The organism is Pseudomonas sp. CCC4.1, from assembly GCF_035019225.1.
Classification (GTDB): Bacteria; Pseudomonadota; Gammaproteobacteria; order Pseudomonadales; family Pseudomonadaceae; genus Aquipseudomonas; species Aquipseudomonas bubulae.
Genome location: NZ_JASJWL010000024.1, coordinates 12,772 through 29,719, shown reverse-complemented (window position 1 = coordinate 29,719; position 16,948 = coordinate 12,772). Strand labels below are relative to the sequence as shown.

Annotated in this window: 13 protein-coding genes and 1 tRNA gene; 11 read left to right on the top strand and 3 right to left on the bottom strand. The window is 57.6% G+C overall.

The annotated features are described in order from the left end of the window. The first annotated feature begins 58 nt into the window (after nt 1-58). On the top strand, nt 59-1,282 hold the full coding sequence (locus QN377_RS11935; protein ID WP_094999930.1) for a multifunctional CCA addition/repair protein: 1,224 nt from the start codon (nt 59-61) through the stop codon (nt 1,280-1,282). Between the two features lie 131 nt (nt 1,283-1,413). Here QN377_RS11935 and folK read toward each other — a convergent pair whose 3' ends face one another. Then, nucleotides 1,414-1,938, bottom strand: coding sequence for a 2-amino-4-hydroxy-6-hydroxymethyldihydropteridine diphosphokinase (gene folK / locus QN377_RS11930; RefSeq protein WP_095019497.1), 525 nt, complete (start codon nt 1,936-1,938; stop codon nt 1,414-1,416). Continuing rightward, a complete protein-coding gene (gene folB / locus QN377_RS11925; protein ID WP_094999928.1) occupies nt 1,929-2,282 on the bottom strand; it encodes a dihydroneopterin aldolase in 354 nt (117 codons plus the stop codon). Before folB ends, folK begins: the two co-directional genes overlap by 10 nt. Nucleotides 2,283-2,356: 74 nt before the next feature. Here folB and plsY point away from each other — a divergent pair, with 74 nt between their 5' ends. After that, nucleotides 2,357-2,926, top strand: coding sequence for a glycerol-3-phosphate 1-O-acyltransferase PlsY (gene plsY, locus QN377_RS11920; RefSeq protein WP_094999927.1), 570 nt, complete (start codon nt 2,357-2,359; stop codon nt 2,924-2,926). A gap of 44 nt (nt 2,927-2,970) precedes the next feature. On the opposite strand, the gene tsaD is transcribed toward plsY, so the two are convergent. Continuing rightward, nucleotides 2,971-3,996: a tRNA (adenosine(37)-N6)-threonylcarbamoyltransferase complex transferase subunit TsaD gene (gene tsaD, locus QN377_RS11915; RefSeq protein WP_094999926.1), complete on the bottom strand. Its 1,026-nt coding sequence runs from the start codon at nt 3,994-3,996 to the stop codon at nt 2,971-2,973. Nucleotides 3,997-4,194: 198 nt separating this feature from the next. On the opposite strand from tsaD, the gene rpsU reads away from it, so the two are divergent. The 9 genes from rpsU to QN377_RS11870 all read left to right on the top strand — a co-directional run bounded on the left by rpsU (nt 4,195) and on the right by QN377_RS11870 (nt 16,946). Then, nucleotides 4,195-4,410 carry a 30S ribosomal protein S21 gene (rpsU, locus tag QN377_RS11910; protein ID WP_002551877.1) on the top strand — a complete coding sequence of 72 codons (216 nt, stop codon included), beginning with the start codon at nt 4,195-4,197 and terminating at the stop codon, nt 4,408-4,410. 471 nt (nt 4,411-4,881) lie between these two features. After that, nucleotides 4,882-6,837, top strand: a complete 1,956-nt coding sequence (gene dnaG, locus QN377_RS11905; protein ID WP_095019496.1) for a DNA primase — start codon at nt 4,882-4,884, stop codon at nt 6,835-6,837. A gap of 67 nt (nt 6,838-6,904) precedes the next feature. Beyond that, nucleotides 6,905-8,752: an RNA polymerase sigma factor RpoD gene (gene rpoD, locus QN377_RS11900; RefSeq protein ID WP_094999924.1), complete on the top strand. Its 1,848-nt coding sequence runs from the start codon at nt 6,905-6,907 to the stop codon at nt 8,750-8,752. 117 nt (nt 8,753-8,869) lie between these two features. After that, on the top strand, nt 8,870-12,226 hold the full coding sequence (locus QN377_RS11895; protein WP_095019495.1) for a bifunctional diguanylate cyclase/phosphodiesterase: 3,357 nt from the start codon (nt 8,870-8,872) through the stop codon (nt 12,224-12,226). A 30-nt stretch (nt 12,227-12,256) separates the two neighbouring features. Further along, nucleotides 12,257-12,333, top strand: a tRNA-Ile gene (locus QN377_RS11890). 198 nt (nt 12,334-12,531) lie between these two features. Then, nucleotides 12,532-13,698 (top strand): Fic family protein, encoded by a 1,167-nt coding sequence (locus QN377_RS11885; protein WP_322213754.1) that lies wholly within the window; start codon nt 12,532-12,534, stop codon nt 13,696-13,698. A gap of 32 nt (nt 13,699-13,730) precedes the next feature. Next, complete coding sequence (locus QN377_RS11880) at nt 13,731-14,183, top strand: Lrp/AsnC family transcriptional regulator (protein ID WP_095031829.1); 453 nt, start codon at nt 13,731-13,733, stop codon at nt 14,181-14,183. A 150-nt stretch (nt 14,184-14,333) separates the two neighbouring features. Further along, nucleotides 14,334-16,016, top strand: a complete 1,683-nt coding sequence (locus QN377_RS11875; RefSeq protein WP_322213756.1) for a flavin monoamine oxidase family protein — start codon at nt 14,334-14,336, stop codon at nt 16,014-16,016. A gap of 135 nt (nt 16,017-16,151) precedes the next feature. Beyond that, nucleotides 16,152-16,946 carry a carbon-nitrogen hydrolase family protein gene (locus tag QN377_RS11870; protein ID WP_095025312.1) on the top strand — a complete coding sequence of 265 codons (795 nt, stop codon included), beginning with the start codon at nt 16,152-16,154 and terminating at the stop codon, nt 16,944-16,946. Nucleotides 16,947-16,948 lie beyond the last annotated feature (2 nt).

The window sequence follows — 16,948 nt, the reverse complement described above, 5'->3', positions numbered from 1 at the left end:
AGCAGGCCTCCGTTAGCACGGCACACGCGCTATCCTGTCGCGCTAACGGAGGTTTTTTATGAAGATCTATAAAGTTGGCGGCGCAGTGCGCGATCGCCTGCTGGGCAAGCCTGTCACCGATATTGACTGGGTGGTGGTGGGCGCAACGGCCGAACAAATGCAGGCCTTGGGCTATCGCCCTGTTGGCTCTGACTTCCCGGTATTTCTTCACCCCAAGACGGGTGACGAATATGCACTGGCCCGCACCGAACGCAAAAGCGGGCATGGTTATGGGGGCTTTGTTTTTCACGCCAGCCCCGACGTCACCCTCGAAGAAGACCTGATCCGTCGCGACCTGACCATCAATGCGATGGCAGAGGACGAGGCTGGCAACGTAACCGACCCTTACCATGGCCAGCGCGACCTTGAAGCCCGTATTTTGCGCCACGTTTCCCCCGCATTCGCCGAAGATCCCCTAAGAGTACTGCGCGTAGCCCGATTCGCAGCGCGCTACGCCAGCCTGGGCTTCAGCATCGCTCCCGAGACTCTGGAGCTGATGCGCCAACTGTCCCGGTCCGGCGAACTGCAAGCCTTGACCCCGGAACGCTGCTGGAAGGAAATTTCCCGCGCCCTGATGGAAGATCAGCCTCAGGTTTTTATCGAAGTGCTGCGCAGCTGCGACGCTCTTGAAGTACTGCTACCCGAAGTGAACGCCCTGTTCGGCGTCCCTCAGCCCCCCGCCCATCACCCGGAAATCGACAGTGGTGTACATACCCTCAGCGTGCTGGAGCAATCGGCGCTGCACAAGCAACCGCTGACGGTTCGCTGGGCTTGTTTACTGCACGATCTGGGCAAGGGGCTTACGCCAGAGAAAGACTGGCCAAGGCATATTGCCCACGAACACAAGGGACTGCGCCTGATCAAGGCGGTCAATGAACGCTATAAGGTGCCGAGGGACTGTCAGGAGCTGGCATTGCTGGTAGGCGAATACCACACCCACGGCCATCGCGCCCTTGAGCTCAAGGCTTCGACGCTACTGGAATTGCTGCAGCGCTTCGACGTATACCGTCGGCCACAGCGGTTCGAGGAGTTTATCGTAGCGTGCGAGATGGACGCCAAAGGCCGCCTGGGCCTGGAAGACCGACCCTACCCGCAGGCCGACTACCTGCGCGGCGCGGCGCGGGCCGCCCTTTCGGTAGCGGTGCAGCCGTTACTGGAGCAGGGTTACAAGGGCCCCGAACTGGGCGAAGCACTCAAGCGCGAACGGCTCAAGGCACTACAAGCTTACAAGGATGCGGCGTAGTGCAAACCTTGTGGGAGCGGGCTTGCTCGTGATTAGGGCACCACGGTCTTACACTCAGACCGCATCGACGCCATCGCGAGCAAGCCCGCTCCCACAAAAAAGCAGCAACCTGCAGCCCATTCAATCGACTCTCAGCCCGCCAGCATCTCCAGCGGCGTCAAGGACTCCCCCCGCCACTCGAAGGCTGCAGGCGCAAGCACCTGCTCGATCTGCGCCTCGGCCCAAATCTGCGCAAGCGTCTTGCCCACACCGGGATGAACTTTGTCTGGGGCAATCAAAGACAGCGGCCACAACACAAAAGCGTTCTTGAGGATTTCGGCACGGGGCAAGGTCAAACCGTCAAAGTTGCCCACCAGATCGCCAAAGAACAACACGTCGATATCCAGCGGCAAACCTTTGCGATCTTGAGCGTAACGCCCGTTATCAGCTTCGATCAGCTTCAAACGACGACTTAACTCAACCAGTGGAAAATCGGTTTTTGCCGACACCACGAGGTTGAAAAACGGCCCGCTCTTGATACCCACCGGCTGGCTTTCAAACACCGCCGAACAGCGCATCTCCTGCAAGAATCCGCTCAGCGCTTCCAGCCCTGCCAGCAAGTGCTTTTCACGCTCGACATTACTGCCCAGCCCGAGATAAACCTGAGTTAGCGACATCCGCGCTCAATCTCCACGCCCACCCCAGTGGCCGCCGCAACTGCGCCGGGCTTGGTCAGCTTGAGGTGCAGCCAGGGGATAGTGAACTCACTCATCAACACTTCGGCCAGTCGCTCTGCAAAGGTCTCCACCAGCTGGAATTGAGCCTGCTCGGCGAACGCCTGAATTCGCGACGAAACGCTCGCATAATCCAGCGCCAACGTCAGATCATCGCCAGCCGCAGCTGGACGGTTATCCCACGCAAAACTCAGATCAAGGCGCAGACACTGACGGATGCCACGTTCCCAGTCATAAGCACCGATTACGGTGTCAACTTCCAGGCCTTCGATAAACACTCTGTCCAAGCACTCTTCTCCGCAGCACGACAAGGGCGCAAAGCGCCGTTAGAATCAGGGCGTCCTCGCCCGGAATAGTTAGCATGTTTTGGTTACTGGCGATCCTCGCCTACCTGCTCGGCTCTCTGTCCTTTGCCATTTTGCTCAGCCGCCTGACGGGAACCCCCGACCCGCGAATGAGTGGCTCCGGCAATGCCGGCGCAACCAACATGTTGCGTCTGGCCGGCAAAAAACTTGCCGTCCTGACCTTGCTCGGTGACCTGTGCAAGGGGCTTTTGCCCGTCCTGCTGGCCAACCAACTGGATCTCTCGCTCCAGGACCAGGCCTGGATCGGCGGCTGCGCCGTTGTAGGTCACATGTACCCTGCCTACTTCCGCTTTCGCGGCGGCAAGGGTGTCGCCACGGCGGCCGGCATGCTGCTGGGACTGTATCCCCCTGCTGCACTGTTGGCAGTCGCCGCATGGCTGCTGACCTTCCAGCTGACCCGTACCAGCTCACTGGCGGCGTTGATCGCCACTCCCCTGACCCTGCCATTGCTGGCCTGGCAAGAGCCTGCCGCGCTACTGCCAATGAGCGCCTTGACGGCGCTGATTGTATGGCGCCATCGCGGCAATTTACGCGACCTGATGGCCGGGCGCGAACGGCATTTCTGAATCTTGCCCGTGAAAAATCTTCACGCCGGCTCCAGCCCCCATTCTCACAGGGGCTGCAGCTGCTCCATCGGCCAGCGTGCCTGCACGCTGATCGCCAATGATTCGTGCTGACCGGCCTGCAAGCGCTGACAACCCGCAAACGCAATCATCGCGCCATTATCCGTGCAAAATTCCGGACGGGCGTAATACACATTGCCCTTCATCTCACCGAGCATTTTCTCAAGGGAAACGCGCAGCGCCTTGTTGGCACTCACCCCGCCTGCAATCACCAGGCGCTTCATGCCTGCATGCTTCAAGGCACGCTTGCACTTGATGGTCAGCGTTTCAACCACGGCCTGCTGGAACGCCAGGGAGATATCGCAACGGGTCTGCTCAGTGTCGTCGCCCTCTGCCACACAACGCTGCCAGGTGTTCAGGGCAAACGTCTTGAGGCCGCTGAAGCTGAATTGCAGGCCCGGACGGTCTGTCATGGGCCTGGGGAAGACAAAGCGTCCTGCAACGCCCTGGGCGGCCAACCGCGCGATCTCAGGGCCACCCGGATAGTTAAGCCCCATCATCTTCGCGGTCTTGTCGAACGCTTCACCCGCGGCGTCATCCAGTGTCTCGCCCAGCAACTCGTATTGGCCGATGCCATCAACGCGAACCAGCTGCGTATGACCGCCCGAGACCAACAAAGCGACGAACGGAAATTCCGGAGGTTGCTCTTCCAGCATAGGGGCCAGTAAATGGCCTTCCATGTGATGCACGCCAAGGGCCGGAATGCCCCAGGCAAACGCCAGCGCCTGAGCGCAAGAAGCCCCAACCAGCAGGGCTCCAACCAATCCCGGGCCCGCCGTATAGGCAATTGCGTCGATCTCGGTAGGCACACAGTCGGCCTCGGCCAGCACCTGACGAATCAACGGCAGCATTCGCTTGACGTGATCTCTGGAAGCCAGCTCCGGTACCACACCGCCATAGGCGCGGTGAAGGTCGATCTGACTGAACAGTGCATCGGCCAAAAGCCCGCGTTCACTGTCGTATAGCGCGACGCCAGTTTCGTCGCAGGAGGTTTCTAATCCCAGTACTAGCATGGGTTTACGCCTTGTAGAGGCTAAATTCGAAGGCGCGCATAATAGTCGCCACTCCCGCCCCCGGCCAGCGGTTTTCGATCAGAGGCTTTGCATTCCGGGCGATGAGGGGTTAACATCCGCAACCCTTAAAAACCGACGTCTTCCAACGCGATTTTGCCTTGAGACGTTGACCCCGGTAATGAATGAAGGTAGCTCTGGATGCCAGCCGTCAAAGTAAAAGAGAACGAACCCTTCGACGTAGCTCTGCGTCGTTTCAAGCGCTCCTGCGAAAAAGCCGGTGTTCTGGCTGAAGTTCGCAGCCGCGAATTTTACGAGAAGCCGACTTCTGAGCGTAAGCGTAAAGCAGCAGCTGCTGTTAAGCGTCACGCGAAGAAAGTTCAGCGCGAGCAGCGCCGCGCCGTTCGTCTGTACTAATACACAGACGTTCGTTGCACGCTTCTGCCAAGCCCGGCCTAAAGCCGGGCCGTAGGCAGTTGTTGCAAGTTACATGCTTTATCGTCAAGGCCGCAGATGCGACCGCGACAAGCGTTACAACACGTCAGACCTGGCCTAATAGCCAGCGGTGCACGTCTTCACTGACGAGCCTTCCAAGGCTACCGACGAGCACACCTCTCTGATTATCCTTAAAGACGATCAGCCCAAGGCACCTCTCCAGTGCCTGCTTATGAGCTATCCGAGACCAGCCATTGGTCAGTGCCGGACTCAGAGCGTGACATTTATCGATCCCGTCGACTCTGATTAATATGAGTAGAGCGGATTTCGACAGATACACTTCCCCGAGATAATTGAGCAGACGCCCCACGATCGAGCAGAGCTTTTGCCTGCACGCACGATGACCAAGCTCTTTATTCGGACCCAATTCTGCGCAGTGATGACGAGAACGCCATGGCCGGGTTAATCCCCCAGAGCTTTATTGACGACCTTCTGAACCGTACCGATATCGTCGATGTCGTCAGCTCGCGCGTGCAAATGAAGAAAGCTGGCAAGAACTACACCGCCTGCTGCCCCTTCCACAAAGAAAAAACCCCGTCGTTCAGCGTCAGCCCGGACAAGCAGTTCTATTACTGCTTTGGCTGCGGCGCTGGCGGTAACGCCCTCGGCTTCATCATGGACCATGACAACCTGGACTTCCCCCAGGCTGTCGAAGAACTGGCCAAAGCTGCCGGGATGGAAATCCCACGGGAAGAAAGCGGCCGGGCGCACAAACCTCGGCAACCGACTGACTCCCCGCTATACCCGCTTCTTACTGCAGCTGCTGACTTTTATCGCCAGGCCTTGAAAAGCCATCCGGCACGAAAAGCAGCGGTGGACTACCTGAAAGGCCGAGGCCTGACCGGCGAAATCGCTCGCGACTTCGGCTTGGGCTTTGCGCCACCAGGCTGGGACAACCTCTACAAACACCTGAGCAGTGACACGCTGCAACAAAAAGCCATGATCGACGCTGGCCTGCTGGTCGAAAACGCCGAGACCGGCAAGCGTTACGACCGCTTTCGCGACCGGGTAATGTTTCCGATCCGCGACAGCCGTGGCCGCATCATCGCTTTTGGTGGCCGGGTGCTCGGCGACGACAAGCCCAAATACCTGAACTCCCCGGAAACCCCGGTCTTTCACAAAGGCCAGGAACTGTACGGGCTGTTCGAAGCACGCAAGTTCAATCGCAGCCTCGACGAAATCATCGTGGTTGAAGGCTATATGGACGTCATTGCCCTGGCCCAGCAAGGCCTGCGCAATGCCGTCGCGACGCTGGGCACCGCTACCAGCGAAGAGCACATGAAGCGCCTGTTTCGCGTGGTACCCAGCGTATTGTTCTGTTTTGACGGCGACCAGGCCGGCCGCAATGCGGCATGGCGCGCACTTGAAGCCACGCTGCCCTGCCTGCAGGACGGGCGCCGCGCACGCTTCCTGTTTTTGCCCGAAGGTGAAGACCCGGACACCCTGGTGCGCTCTGAAGGCACCGATGCCTTCAAGGCCCGTATCAACCAGCATGCCCAGCCGCTGGCAGACTACTTCTTCCAGCAATTGACCGAAGAAGCCGACCCTCGCTCGCTCGAAGGCAAGGCCCATATGGCCACGCTGGCAGCACCGCTGATCGACAAAGTCCCGGGCGCCAACCTGCGGACCCTGATGCGTCAGCGCCTGAGCGAAATAACCGGCCTTACCAGCGAAACCGTCAGCCAGCTGGCACAAAATACGCCCGCAAAAATCCAGGCACAGCCAACCTATGACCCGGGCATTGATTACGATGCAATGCCCGACTACAGCGACTTCCAGCAACCGGACATGTACATCCCCCAACAGGAATGGACCCCGAAAAAGACCGGCGCTGGCGGCAAAAAGTGGGAAAACAAACCCTGGGACAAAAAAGGCAAGCGCGGCGGCGAACGCGAGCAGGCCTGGATCCCGGTAGGTGTTGAACCCCCGACCCTGACAGCCCTGCGCACCCTGCTGCATCACCCGCAACTGGCCAAAAAAGTTGAGGACGCCGGGCACTTTGCTGCAGAAGACCAGACTAATAATCAACTACTGATTGCTCTGGTCGAGGCTGTACAGAAAAATCCTAAGCTAAGCTCTATTCAGCTACTGTCCCGCTGGCACGGCACTGAACAGGGCCGTTTGCTGCAAAGACTGCTGGAAAAGGAATGGCTAATTGATGCCGATAACCTTGAACAACAGTTTTTCGACACCATAACTAGCCTGTCAGCTCGCCAACGCGAGCGAAATCTAGAGCAACTTCTTCGAAAAGCACGTCAAGGCGAGCTAAGTAGCGAGGAAAAAAATCAGTTACGCGACCTTTTAAGTCGCAATAATCCTGCATCAAACCCGACCTCAACTGGCGCGTGAGGTCATAGCTAAGGTATAATCCTCGGCTTGTTTTTTGCCCGCCAAGACCTTCAGTGGATAGGGTGTTATGTCCGGAAAAGCGCAACAGCAGTCTCGTATCAAAGAGTTGATCACCCTCGGCCGTGAGCAGAAGTATCTGACTTACGCAGAGGTCAACGACCACCTGCCCGAAGATATTTCAGATCCGGAGCAAGTGGAAGACATCATCCGCATGATTAATGACATGGGGATCCCCGTACACGAGAGTGCTCCGGATGCGGACGCCCTTATGTTGGCCGATGCCGACACCGACGAAGCAGCAGCTGAAGAAGCGGCTGCAGCGTTGGCGGCAGTAGAGACCGACATTGGTCGTACTACCGACCCTGTGCGCATGTATATGCGTGAAATGGGCACGGTAGAACTGCTGACACGTGAAGGCGAAATCGAAATCGCCAAGCGTATCGAAGAAGGCATCCGTGAAGTGATGGGCGCAATCGCGCACTTCCCTGGCACGGTTGACCATATTCTCTCCGAGTACACTCGCGTCACCACCGAAGGTGGCCGCCTGTCCGACGTCCTGAGCGGTTATATCGACCCGGACGACGGTATTGCGCCGCCCGCAGCCGAAGTACCTCCTCCTGTCGACACCAAGGTGAAAGCCGAAGGTGATGACGAAGAGGACGACAAGGAAGATTCCGGCGAAGACGAGGAAGAGGTCGAAAGCGGCCCTGATCCGATCATCGCGGCCCAGCGCTTTGGCGCTGTTTCCGATCAGATGGAAATCGCTCGCAAGGCCCTGAAAAAGCACGGTCGCGGCAGCAAGCAGGCAATTGCCGAGCTGGTTGCACTGGCTGAGCTGTTCATGCCGATCAAACTGGTTCCGAAGCAATTCGAAGGCCTGGTTGAGCGTGTTCGCAGCGCCCTGGAGCGTCTGCGTGCACAAGAGCGCGCAATCATGCAGCTGTGTGTACGTGATGCTCGCATGCCGCGCACCGATTTCCTGCGCCTGTTCCCGGGCAACGAAGTCGACGAAAGCTGGAGCGATGCGCTGGCCAAAGGCAAAAGCAAATATGCTGAAGCCATTGGTCGCCTGCAACCGGACATCATCCGTTGCCAGCAAAAGCTCTCTGCTCTGGAAGCAGAAACCGGCTTGAAGATTGCCGAGATCAAGGACATCAACCGTCGCATGTCGATCGGCGAGGCCAAGGCCCGCCGCGCGAAGAAAGAAATGGTTGAAGCCAACTTGCGTCTGGTGATCTCCATCGCCAAGAAGTACACCAACCGTGGCCTGCAGTTCCTCGATCTGATCCAGGAAGGCAACATCGGCTTGATGAAAGCGGTAGACAAGTTTGAATACCGCCGCGGCTACAAATTCTCGACTTATGCCACCTGGTGGATCCGTCAGGCGATCACTCGCTCGATCGCCGACCAGGCCCGCACCATCCGTATTCCGGTGCACATGATCGAGACGATCAACAAGCTCAACCGTATTTCCCGTCAGATGTTGCAGGAAATGGGCCGTGAACCGACCCCGGAAGAGCTGGGCGAACGCATGGAAATGCCTGAGGATAAAATCCGCAAGGTATTGAAGATCGCTAAAGAGCCGATCTCCATGGAAACCCCGATCGGTGATGACGAAGACTCCCATCTGGGTGACTTCATCGAAGACTCGACCATGCAGTCGCCAATCGATGTTGCTACCGTTGAGAGCCTTAAAGAAGCGACACGCGACGTACTCGGCGGCCTCACAGCCCGTGAAGCCAAGGTACTGCGCATGCGTTTCGGTATCGACATGAATACCGACCACACCCTTGAGGAGGTTGGTAAACAGTTCGACGTTACCCGTGAGCGGATTCGTCAGATCGAAGCCAAGGCGCTGCGCAAGCTGCGCCACCCGACGAGAAGCGAGCATTTGCGCTCCTTCCTCGACGAGTGACAACAAAACCCCCGGCCCTGCCGGGGGTTTTGCTTTACAGCTAAAAACCTCCTGCTCCCTCCCCTCCGCCACAGCCCGACTACACTGGATGCATCCAGGTGTATTGAAGGGATGCGTATGTCACGCTTGCTGGCTACCCTGCTTCTGTCACTTCTCGTTTGGACCTCTGGCGCCCAAGCCCTGACGTTCACCGATGAAGAACAGCAATGGCTCAAGGAGCACCCCGAACTGCTCCTCGGCATCGATACCACATGGCCGCCTTTTGAGTTCCTCAACGCACAGGGCACCTATACAGGCCTCGCTGCCGACTATGTAAACCTGATCACCAACCAGTTGGGCGTAAGCGTCAAGCAAGTCGCTGCGTCAAGCTGGAGCGAAGTCCTGGAGCAAACCAAGGAAGGCAAACTCGACTGGTTACCCGGCGTCATGTCGACCCCCGAGCGCCAAAAACGCCTGGCATTTACCCGGCCCTATCTGGACTTCCCCATTGTCATCCTCGCCCACAAGGGCGGCGCGGCGCCTAAAAATATCCAGGAACTCTACGGCCTCAGAGTGGGTGTAATTGAAAACTACGCCCCCCACGAATTGCTGCGCGCTCAACACCCTGATCTCAACATCGTCGCCCTGCCCAACGTCAGCTCGGCGTTGCAGGCTCTGGCCACGGACCAGGTAGATGCCATGGTGGGTGATCTGGCTTCCAGCGTATGGAGCTTGCGCCAGCTCAAGCTCGATGGCCTGTACGTCAGCGGGGAAACCCCGTATCGCTTTCAACTGGCCATGGCCGTTCCTAAAAACCAGACCGTTCTGCTAGGACTGCTGGACAAGGTGCTGGCCAATATAAGCCCGAGTGAAACCCAGCGCATTCAGCAACACTGGGTAGGCGATATCAACGATTACCGACCCCTGTGGCGCACCCTGCTGCTCTATGTTCTGCCTGGCATACTGCTGCTGATCATCATTTTGTTCATAGTCATCCGCATCAACCGACGCCTGAGCTCCGAGATTTCCCGGCGAACAACCCTCGAACAGGAACTGCGCAGCAGCGAGGACCACTACAAGGGGTTGATTGAAAGCCTTTCGGCTATTGCCTGGGAAGCACAGCTGGACAACGACACCTATACCTATGTCTCCCCCCAGGCCGAAGCCTTGCTCGGCTACCCAGTCTCTGACTGGCTAAGCCCGGGGTTCTGGAAACGGGTCGTTCACCCCGATGACCTGCCCAGAATCCAGGCCTGGCGTAAAAAAGAGATCAGCGCAGGCCACGATCACAGTTTGGACTATCGTGTGATCACCGCAGAGGGCAACATCCTCTGGCTACGGGACATTGCCAGTATCACGACCCACAATCAGCAAGCCGTGGTTCGCGGCTTGCTGATCAATATCAGCGAAACCAAGCAGACTGAAGAAGCCTTGCTTCTTTCCGAAGAAAAGTTTGCCAAAGCTTTTCATGCATCGCTGGACGGCCTTTTGCTGAGCCGTCAAAGCGATGGCCTGATACTCGAGATAAACGAAGGTTTCAGCCGGGTCATCGGCTATGACAGTGCCAGTGCCTTGTACCACTCAACCCTGGAACTGCAATTGTGGGTCGACCCCCATGAGCGCCGTGAATTGCTTGCGGTCCTGGAAAAAAACGGCTTTGTGCGCGACTTCACCTGCCATATCCGACACAAGGACGGGCAAGTTCGCCTCTGTGAAATCTCCAGCTACCCGTTGCTGATCGGCGCCGACGACTGCATTTTGACCATCGTCCACGACATTACCGAACGGCATCAGATGCAGGAAAAACTTCTGCAAACAGCCACCGTGTTCGAGAGCACGGCCGAAGGCATCATCTTTACCGATCCCGAGCAAAAAATTACCGCGGTCAACCGGGCCTTCGGCGAAATCACCGGTTACTCCGAAAGTGAAGTCCTGGGCCAGACGCCGCGCATGCTGGGGTCTGGCCGACACGACAAACTGTTCTTTGCAACCATGTGGTACCAGCTATCGACCGCTGACAACTGGCAGGGCGAAATCTTCAACAGACGCAAAAACGGTGAAATCTACCCCAGCTGGATGACCATCAGCGCCGTGCGCAACAACAATGATGTGGTGACACATTTCGTCGCCGTATTTTCTGATATTTCCACCCTCAAACTGGCCCAGGAACGCCTTGATCACCAGGCCCACCACGACCCGCTGACCAACCTTCCCAACCGTTTGCTGTTTGAAAGCCGGGTGCGCCAGGTACTCTCCGATCAGCGGCGCAATGATCAACATAGCGCGGTGCTGTTTCTGGACCTTGATCGCTTCAAGAACATCAATGACAGCCTCGGGCACCCTGTGGGCGATCAGTTGCTGAGGGGCATCGCAGCCCGCCTCACCGAACAATTGCGCGACATCGACACGGTTGCCCGTCTTGGCGGCGATGAATTTATCGTCCTGCTGCCTGGGCTCAAACACCCGGAAGATGCACAGAAGATTGCCGAAAAGCTGCTGAACAGCTTCAACGAACCCTTTCTGACCGACGAAAGCGAACTGTTTATCAGCGCCAGCGTCGGTATCAGCATCTACCCGGATGATGGCGACGACGTGGCCACACTGATCAAAAATGCCGATATCGCGATGTACCACTCCAAACTCAAAGGGCGCAATCGCGTCGAACGTTACAGCCACGACCTTAACTCCCAGACCAGCGCCCGCATCCTTCTGGGCCAGGAACTGCGCCGCGCCCTGGAGCGAGGCCAGGTCTCACTGCTGTATCAGCCCAAAGTCCGTCTGCGCGACCATACGCTGGCTGGAGCCGAAGCACTGTTGCATTGGAACCACCCTCTACTCGGAGGAATCTCACATGAGCGCTTGATTCATCTGGCAGAAGAAAACGGCATGATCATTCAAATTGGTGACTGGATGCTCGAGCGTGCGTGCCAGCAACTGTGCTCATGGAATCAACTGTACAAGCCCTTTGGACCCATCTCGGTCAACCTTGCCAGCGCCCAATTACACCAGCCGGGGCTGATGGCGCACATCCAGCAACTGCTCGAAACCTGCAAGCTCAAACCCGAGAGCCTGAAACTGAAAATCACCGAAACTTTTCTCACCGGCCAGACCGAAGCGGCATTTGATGCCCTGCATCGGCTCAAACAACTGGGAGTAAAACTGTCCATCGACAATTTTGGTACTGGCAACTCGTCCCTCAGTTACCTGAAGCGCTTGCCGTTGGACACGTTGAAAATCGACCCGTCATTTGTACATGGCTTGCCCGACGACCCCCATGATGCTGCCATCGTGCATGCCATCATCGCGCTGGGGCACAGCATGCACTTCACCATCATTGCCGACGGTGTTCAAAACCGGGAACAACAGATTTTCCTGGCGCAGGCAGGTTGCGAACTGATCCAGGGCGAGATCGTCAGCCCGCCGTTACTTCCCGAAAAATTTGCAGCAACTTTCCTTCACCTGGCAATTTCAGATCTTTCGGATAGCACTACTTAGAAACCATCGTTATAATCCGCGACCTACTGAGGGCCTATAGCTCAGTTGGTTAGAGCAGGGGACTCATAATCCCTTGGTCGTAGGTTCGAGTCCTACTGGGCCCACCAAACTCAAAGCCGCGCACTGCGCGGCTTTTGTGTTTCCGGGGTTTGGGATTTTGCTTTTCAAAACGCCCAGAAAACCGGTTTGCGTCCACAAAACGTCCACAGGCCAGCTCTATAGTCCTTTCGTCGGCTTACCCTGCATCCCAGGTTAGACAGTGAGCCGATTAGCCGGCATTATCGGCTCATAGACGAGTAAAGCCCATGAACGATTCCCCCTGGATCTGGCAACAGCCCGGCTGGCCAAACTTTAGCTGGCAAGCTGAGATGCTTAACCCGCTATTGCGTGCCTGTACCCAGGCTCAGGGCCGTTTGCTGGGGATGATTGGCGCTGTCGGAAGTGATAATGAAGCGCTCAACAGCCTGGACACCATGCTGCAAAACATCGTTACCTCATCAGCCATTGAGGGCGAACAGCTGAATGCAGGCTCTGTACGTTCATCCCTGGCTCGCCGCATGGGGCTGACCGGAACAGGTCGCACAACTGCACGCTCCGAAGGCTTGGCACAATTGTTGTTCGATGCCACAAGTGCGTATCAACGCTTGCTGGATCTTGAACGCCTCTATAAGTGGCACTGCTGGCTGTTCCCCGGCGAGGACAAGCTGTTGGCCCGCCCACTGCACACTGGCACGCTGCGCGGCGAAGAACCCATGCAGGTAGTATCCGGGCCCCTCCACCACCCCACCGTGCATTTTGAAGCACCACCACGTGCCGGGCTGGAAGAGCAACTGGGCGACTTCCTCACTTGGTTCGAGAGCAGCAGAATCGATGTCAGCCTTGATCCTTTACTACGTGCTGGCATTGCCCACTTTTGGTTCGTTACCTTGCATCCGTTCGATGACGGCAACGGCCGCCTCACTCGCACGCTCACCGATTTGGCATTGGCCCAGAGTGAGCAGCAATCCATCCGCTTCTATGCCATGTCAGCCAGCATTCTTGATGACCGCACCGGTTATTACCGAATTCTGGAGTCCAGCCAGAAAGGCACACTGGATATCACTCCTTGGTTGCAGTGGTTTCTAGCCACGCTGCTTAAAAGCCTGGAGCAAGCCCTTGCCCGGATTGAACGAGTATTGAGCAAGGCCCGTTTCTGGCAACTACACCGCGACCAGGCCCTGCTAGCCGAACAGCTCAAGGTGCTGAACCACCTGCTCGACGGTGGCGAACGCGGCTTCGAGAACGGTATAAACGCCGCTCAATACCAAGCCGTGACCAAAGTCTCCAAGGCTACCGCGACCCGCCACCTGGGTGACCTGCTTGCGAAAGGCTGCATCACTCGCCTGCCTGGCAGTGGGCGCAGCACACGCTACCAAATTCAGTACGGCGTCAGCCTCCAAGGTGACCAGACACTGAGTAGCAAACTCGACTAAGACCAACAATCACGCAGCCCCTGGAGCCACCCTTGCCTGACACCCGCCCCCCTGCACTGGATGAAATCGACCGTCAATTGATCGCGGCCTTGCAGCTCAATGCCCGGGAAAGCGTGGCAATGCTGGCACGCCAATTGGGGATTGCCCGCACCACCGTGACATCACGCCTGGCGCGGCTGGAGAAAACCGGGGTGATTACCGGCTACGGGGTTCGCTTGGGCCAGCGCCTGATTGATGGCGGCCTGCAGGCCTATGTCGGGATTACCGTGCAGCCACGCTCCGGCAAGGACGTGGTGCGACGCTTGAGTGCGATGGTCCAGGTGCAGCAACTGTGCGCAGTCAGTGGCGAATTCGATTACGTGGCTTGGCTGCGCAGCGATTCACCCGAGCAGCTGGACCAGTTGCTCGATCAGATCGGCAGTGTCGAAGGCGTCGAGAAAACCACCACCTCAATCATCCTCAGCAGCAAAGTTGATCGCGGATAAGTCACATCGACTAGCCGCTTCGTCATATTGACCAAATAAAAGTCATAACGACGACAGTTTGCGTCTTATTTACGTGTTCTGCGCTGCCTATCATGGTGCCTGTCTTTTTCTATACTCAAGGTAAAGCTTGGGTCGCCAGCAAGGTCAGCCATGAACAAGAATAATCGTCACCCTGTCGACGGTAAAAAACCCGTCACCATCTTCGGCCCGGACTTCCCGTTTGCCTTCGATGACTGGATCGAACACCCCGCTGGCCTGGGCAGTATTCCCACACATAAACTTGGCGCTGAGGTAGCGATTGTCGGTGCTGGCATGGCCGGGATGGTGGCGGCCTACGAGTTGATGAAGCTGGGCCTCAAACCCGTGGTATATGAAGCCTCGAAAATGGGTGGGCGCCTGCGCTCGCAAGCCTTTGAGGGCAGTGAAGGGGTGATTGCCGAGCTCGGCGGCATGCGCTTTCCAGTGTCGTCAACAGCGTTTTACCACTATGTCGACAAGCTGGGGCTGGAGACCAAACCCTTCCCCAACCCGCTGACCCCAGCTTCCGGCAGTACGGTTATCGACCTCGAAGGGCAAACCTTCTACGCACAAAAACTGGCGGATCTGCCTGCCCTGTTTCAGGAAGTGGCCGACGCCTGGGCCGATGCGCTGGAGGAAGGTTCGCGCTTTGGCGATATTCAGCAAGCCATCCGTGACCGCGACGTCCCTCGCCTCAAAGAACTGTGGAACACGCTGGTTCCTCTGTGGGACGACCGCACGTTCTACGACTTCGTCGCGACCTCCAAGGCCTTTGCCAAACTGTCATTCCAGCACCGCGAAGTGTTTGGCCAGGTGGGTTTCGGTACTGGCGGATGGGATTCGGACTTCCCCAACTCGATGCTGGAAATCTTCCGGGTGGTGATGACCAACTGCGACGACCATCAGCATCTGGTCGTTGGCGGTGTCGAACAAGTGCCACTGGGAATCTGGCGCCACGCCCCCGAATGCTGTGCCCATTGGCCTACAGGCACCAGCCTGAGTTCGCTGCACAACGGCGCACCTCGCACCGGGGTCAAGGCGATCTCTCGCACACAAGATGGGATGTTTTCCGTCACTGACATTCTCGGAGTCACACGCCCCTACGAAGCCGTGCTGGTCACATGTCAAAGCTGGCTACTGACCACCCAGATCGAATGCGAAGAGTCGCTGTTCTCACAGAAGCTGTGGATGGCCCTTGACCGTACGCGCTACATGCAATCATCGAAAACCTTTGTCATGGTCGACCGCCCGTTCTGGAAGGACAAAGACCCGGAAACCGGCCGCGACCTGATGAGCATGACCCTCACCGACCGCCTGACCCGTGGCACCTACCTGTTCGACAACGGCGACGACAAGCCGGGGGTGATATGCCTGTCGTACTCGTGGATGAGCGATGCGCTGAAAATGCTCCCGCACCCAGTGGAAAAGCGCGTGAAGCTGGCCCTCGACTCGCTGAAAAAGATTTATCCGAAGGTGGATATCGCCAGCCGCATCATCGGCGACCCGATCACCATTTCATGGGAGGCAGACCCGCATTTCCTGGGCGCCTTCAAGGGTGCACTGCCGGGGCATTACCGCTACAACCAGCGGATGTATGCGCACTTCATGCAAAAGGACATGCCCGCAGAACAACGCGGGATCTTTATTGCCGGCGATGACGTGTCGTGGACCCCGGCCTGGGTTGAGGGTGCGGTGCAGACTTCATTGAACGCGGTCTGGGGCATCATGCATCACTTTGGCGGCAGCACCCATGCGGCCAACCCGGGGCCGGGAGATGTGTTCCACGAAATTGGCCCGATTGCGCTGCCGGATTGACTCCGCAGGGTGAATTGATTCCAGTGGGAGCGGGCTTGCTCGCGATTCAGGCAACGCGGTGCATCAGGCATATCGGGTGGATGCCATCGCGAGCAAGCCCGCTCCCACACCAACAGTCAACACCAGGAGAACCCCATGCGCATTGCCCTTTACCAATGCCCGCCTCTGCCCTTGGATGTTGCGGGCAATCTGCAGCGTTTGCGTGAAACAGCCCAGCAAGCCGATAACATTGACCTGCTGGTGTTGCCCGAAATGTTCCTCACCGGCTACAACATCGGCGCGCAAGCCGTAGCCGAACTCGCACAAGCCCACGACGGCGACGCCGCACAGCAAATTGCCAAACTGGCCAAAGCCACGGGCATGGCCATTGTGTACGGCTACCCCGAGCGCGGTGCAGACGGACATATCTACAACAGTGCACAGTTGATCGACGCACACGGCAAAAGTCTGTGCAACTACCGCAAGACTCACCTGTTCGGCGAACTCGATCACTCGATGTTCAGCCAGGGCCCCGACTCATTCCCGGTCATTGAACTCAACGGCTGGAAGCTCGGCCTGCTGATCTGCTACGACCTCGAGTTTCCGGAAAACACCCGCAGGCTGGCCCTGGCCGGAGCTGAAGTGATTGTGGTACCCACCGCGAATATGGTGCCCTTCGAGTTCATCGCCGATGTCACCGTGCGTTGCCGCGCTTTCGAAAACCACTGCTATGTAGCCTACGCCAACTACTGTGGCCATGAAGGCGAGATCCATTACTGCGGCCAAAGCAGCATCGCCGCACCCAACGGCAAGCAGATTGCCCTGGCCGAACAGGATGAGACCCTGCTGGTGGCAACGTTGCAACGCCAACAGCTGACTGATGCAAAAACCGGCAACTTTTACCTCGCAGACCGTCGGCCCGAGCTATATGGCGAGCTGAGCAAGGGCTAAAT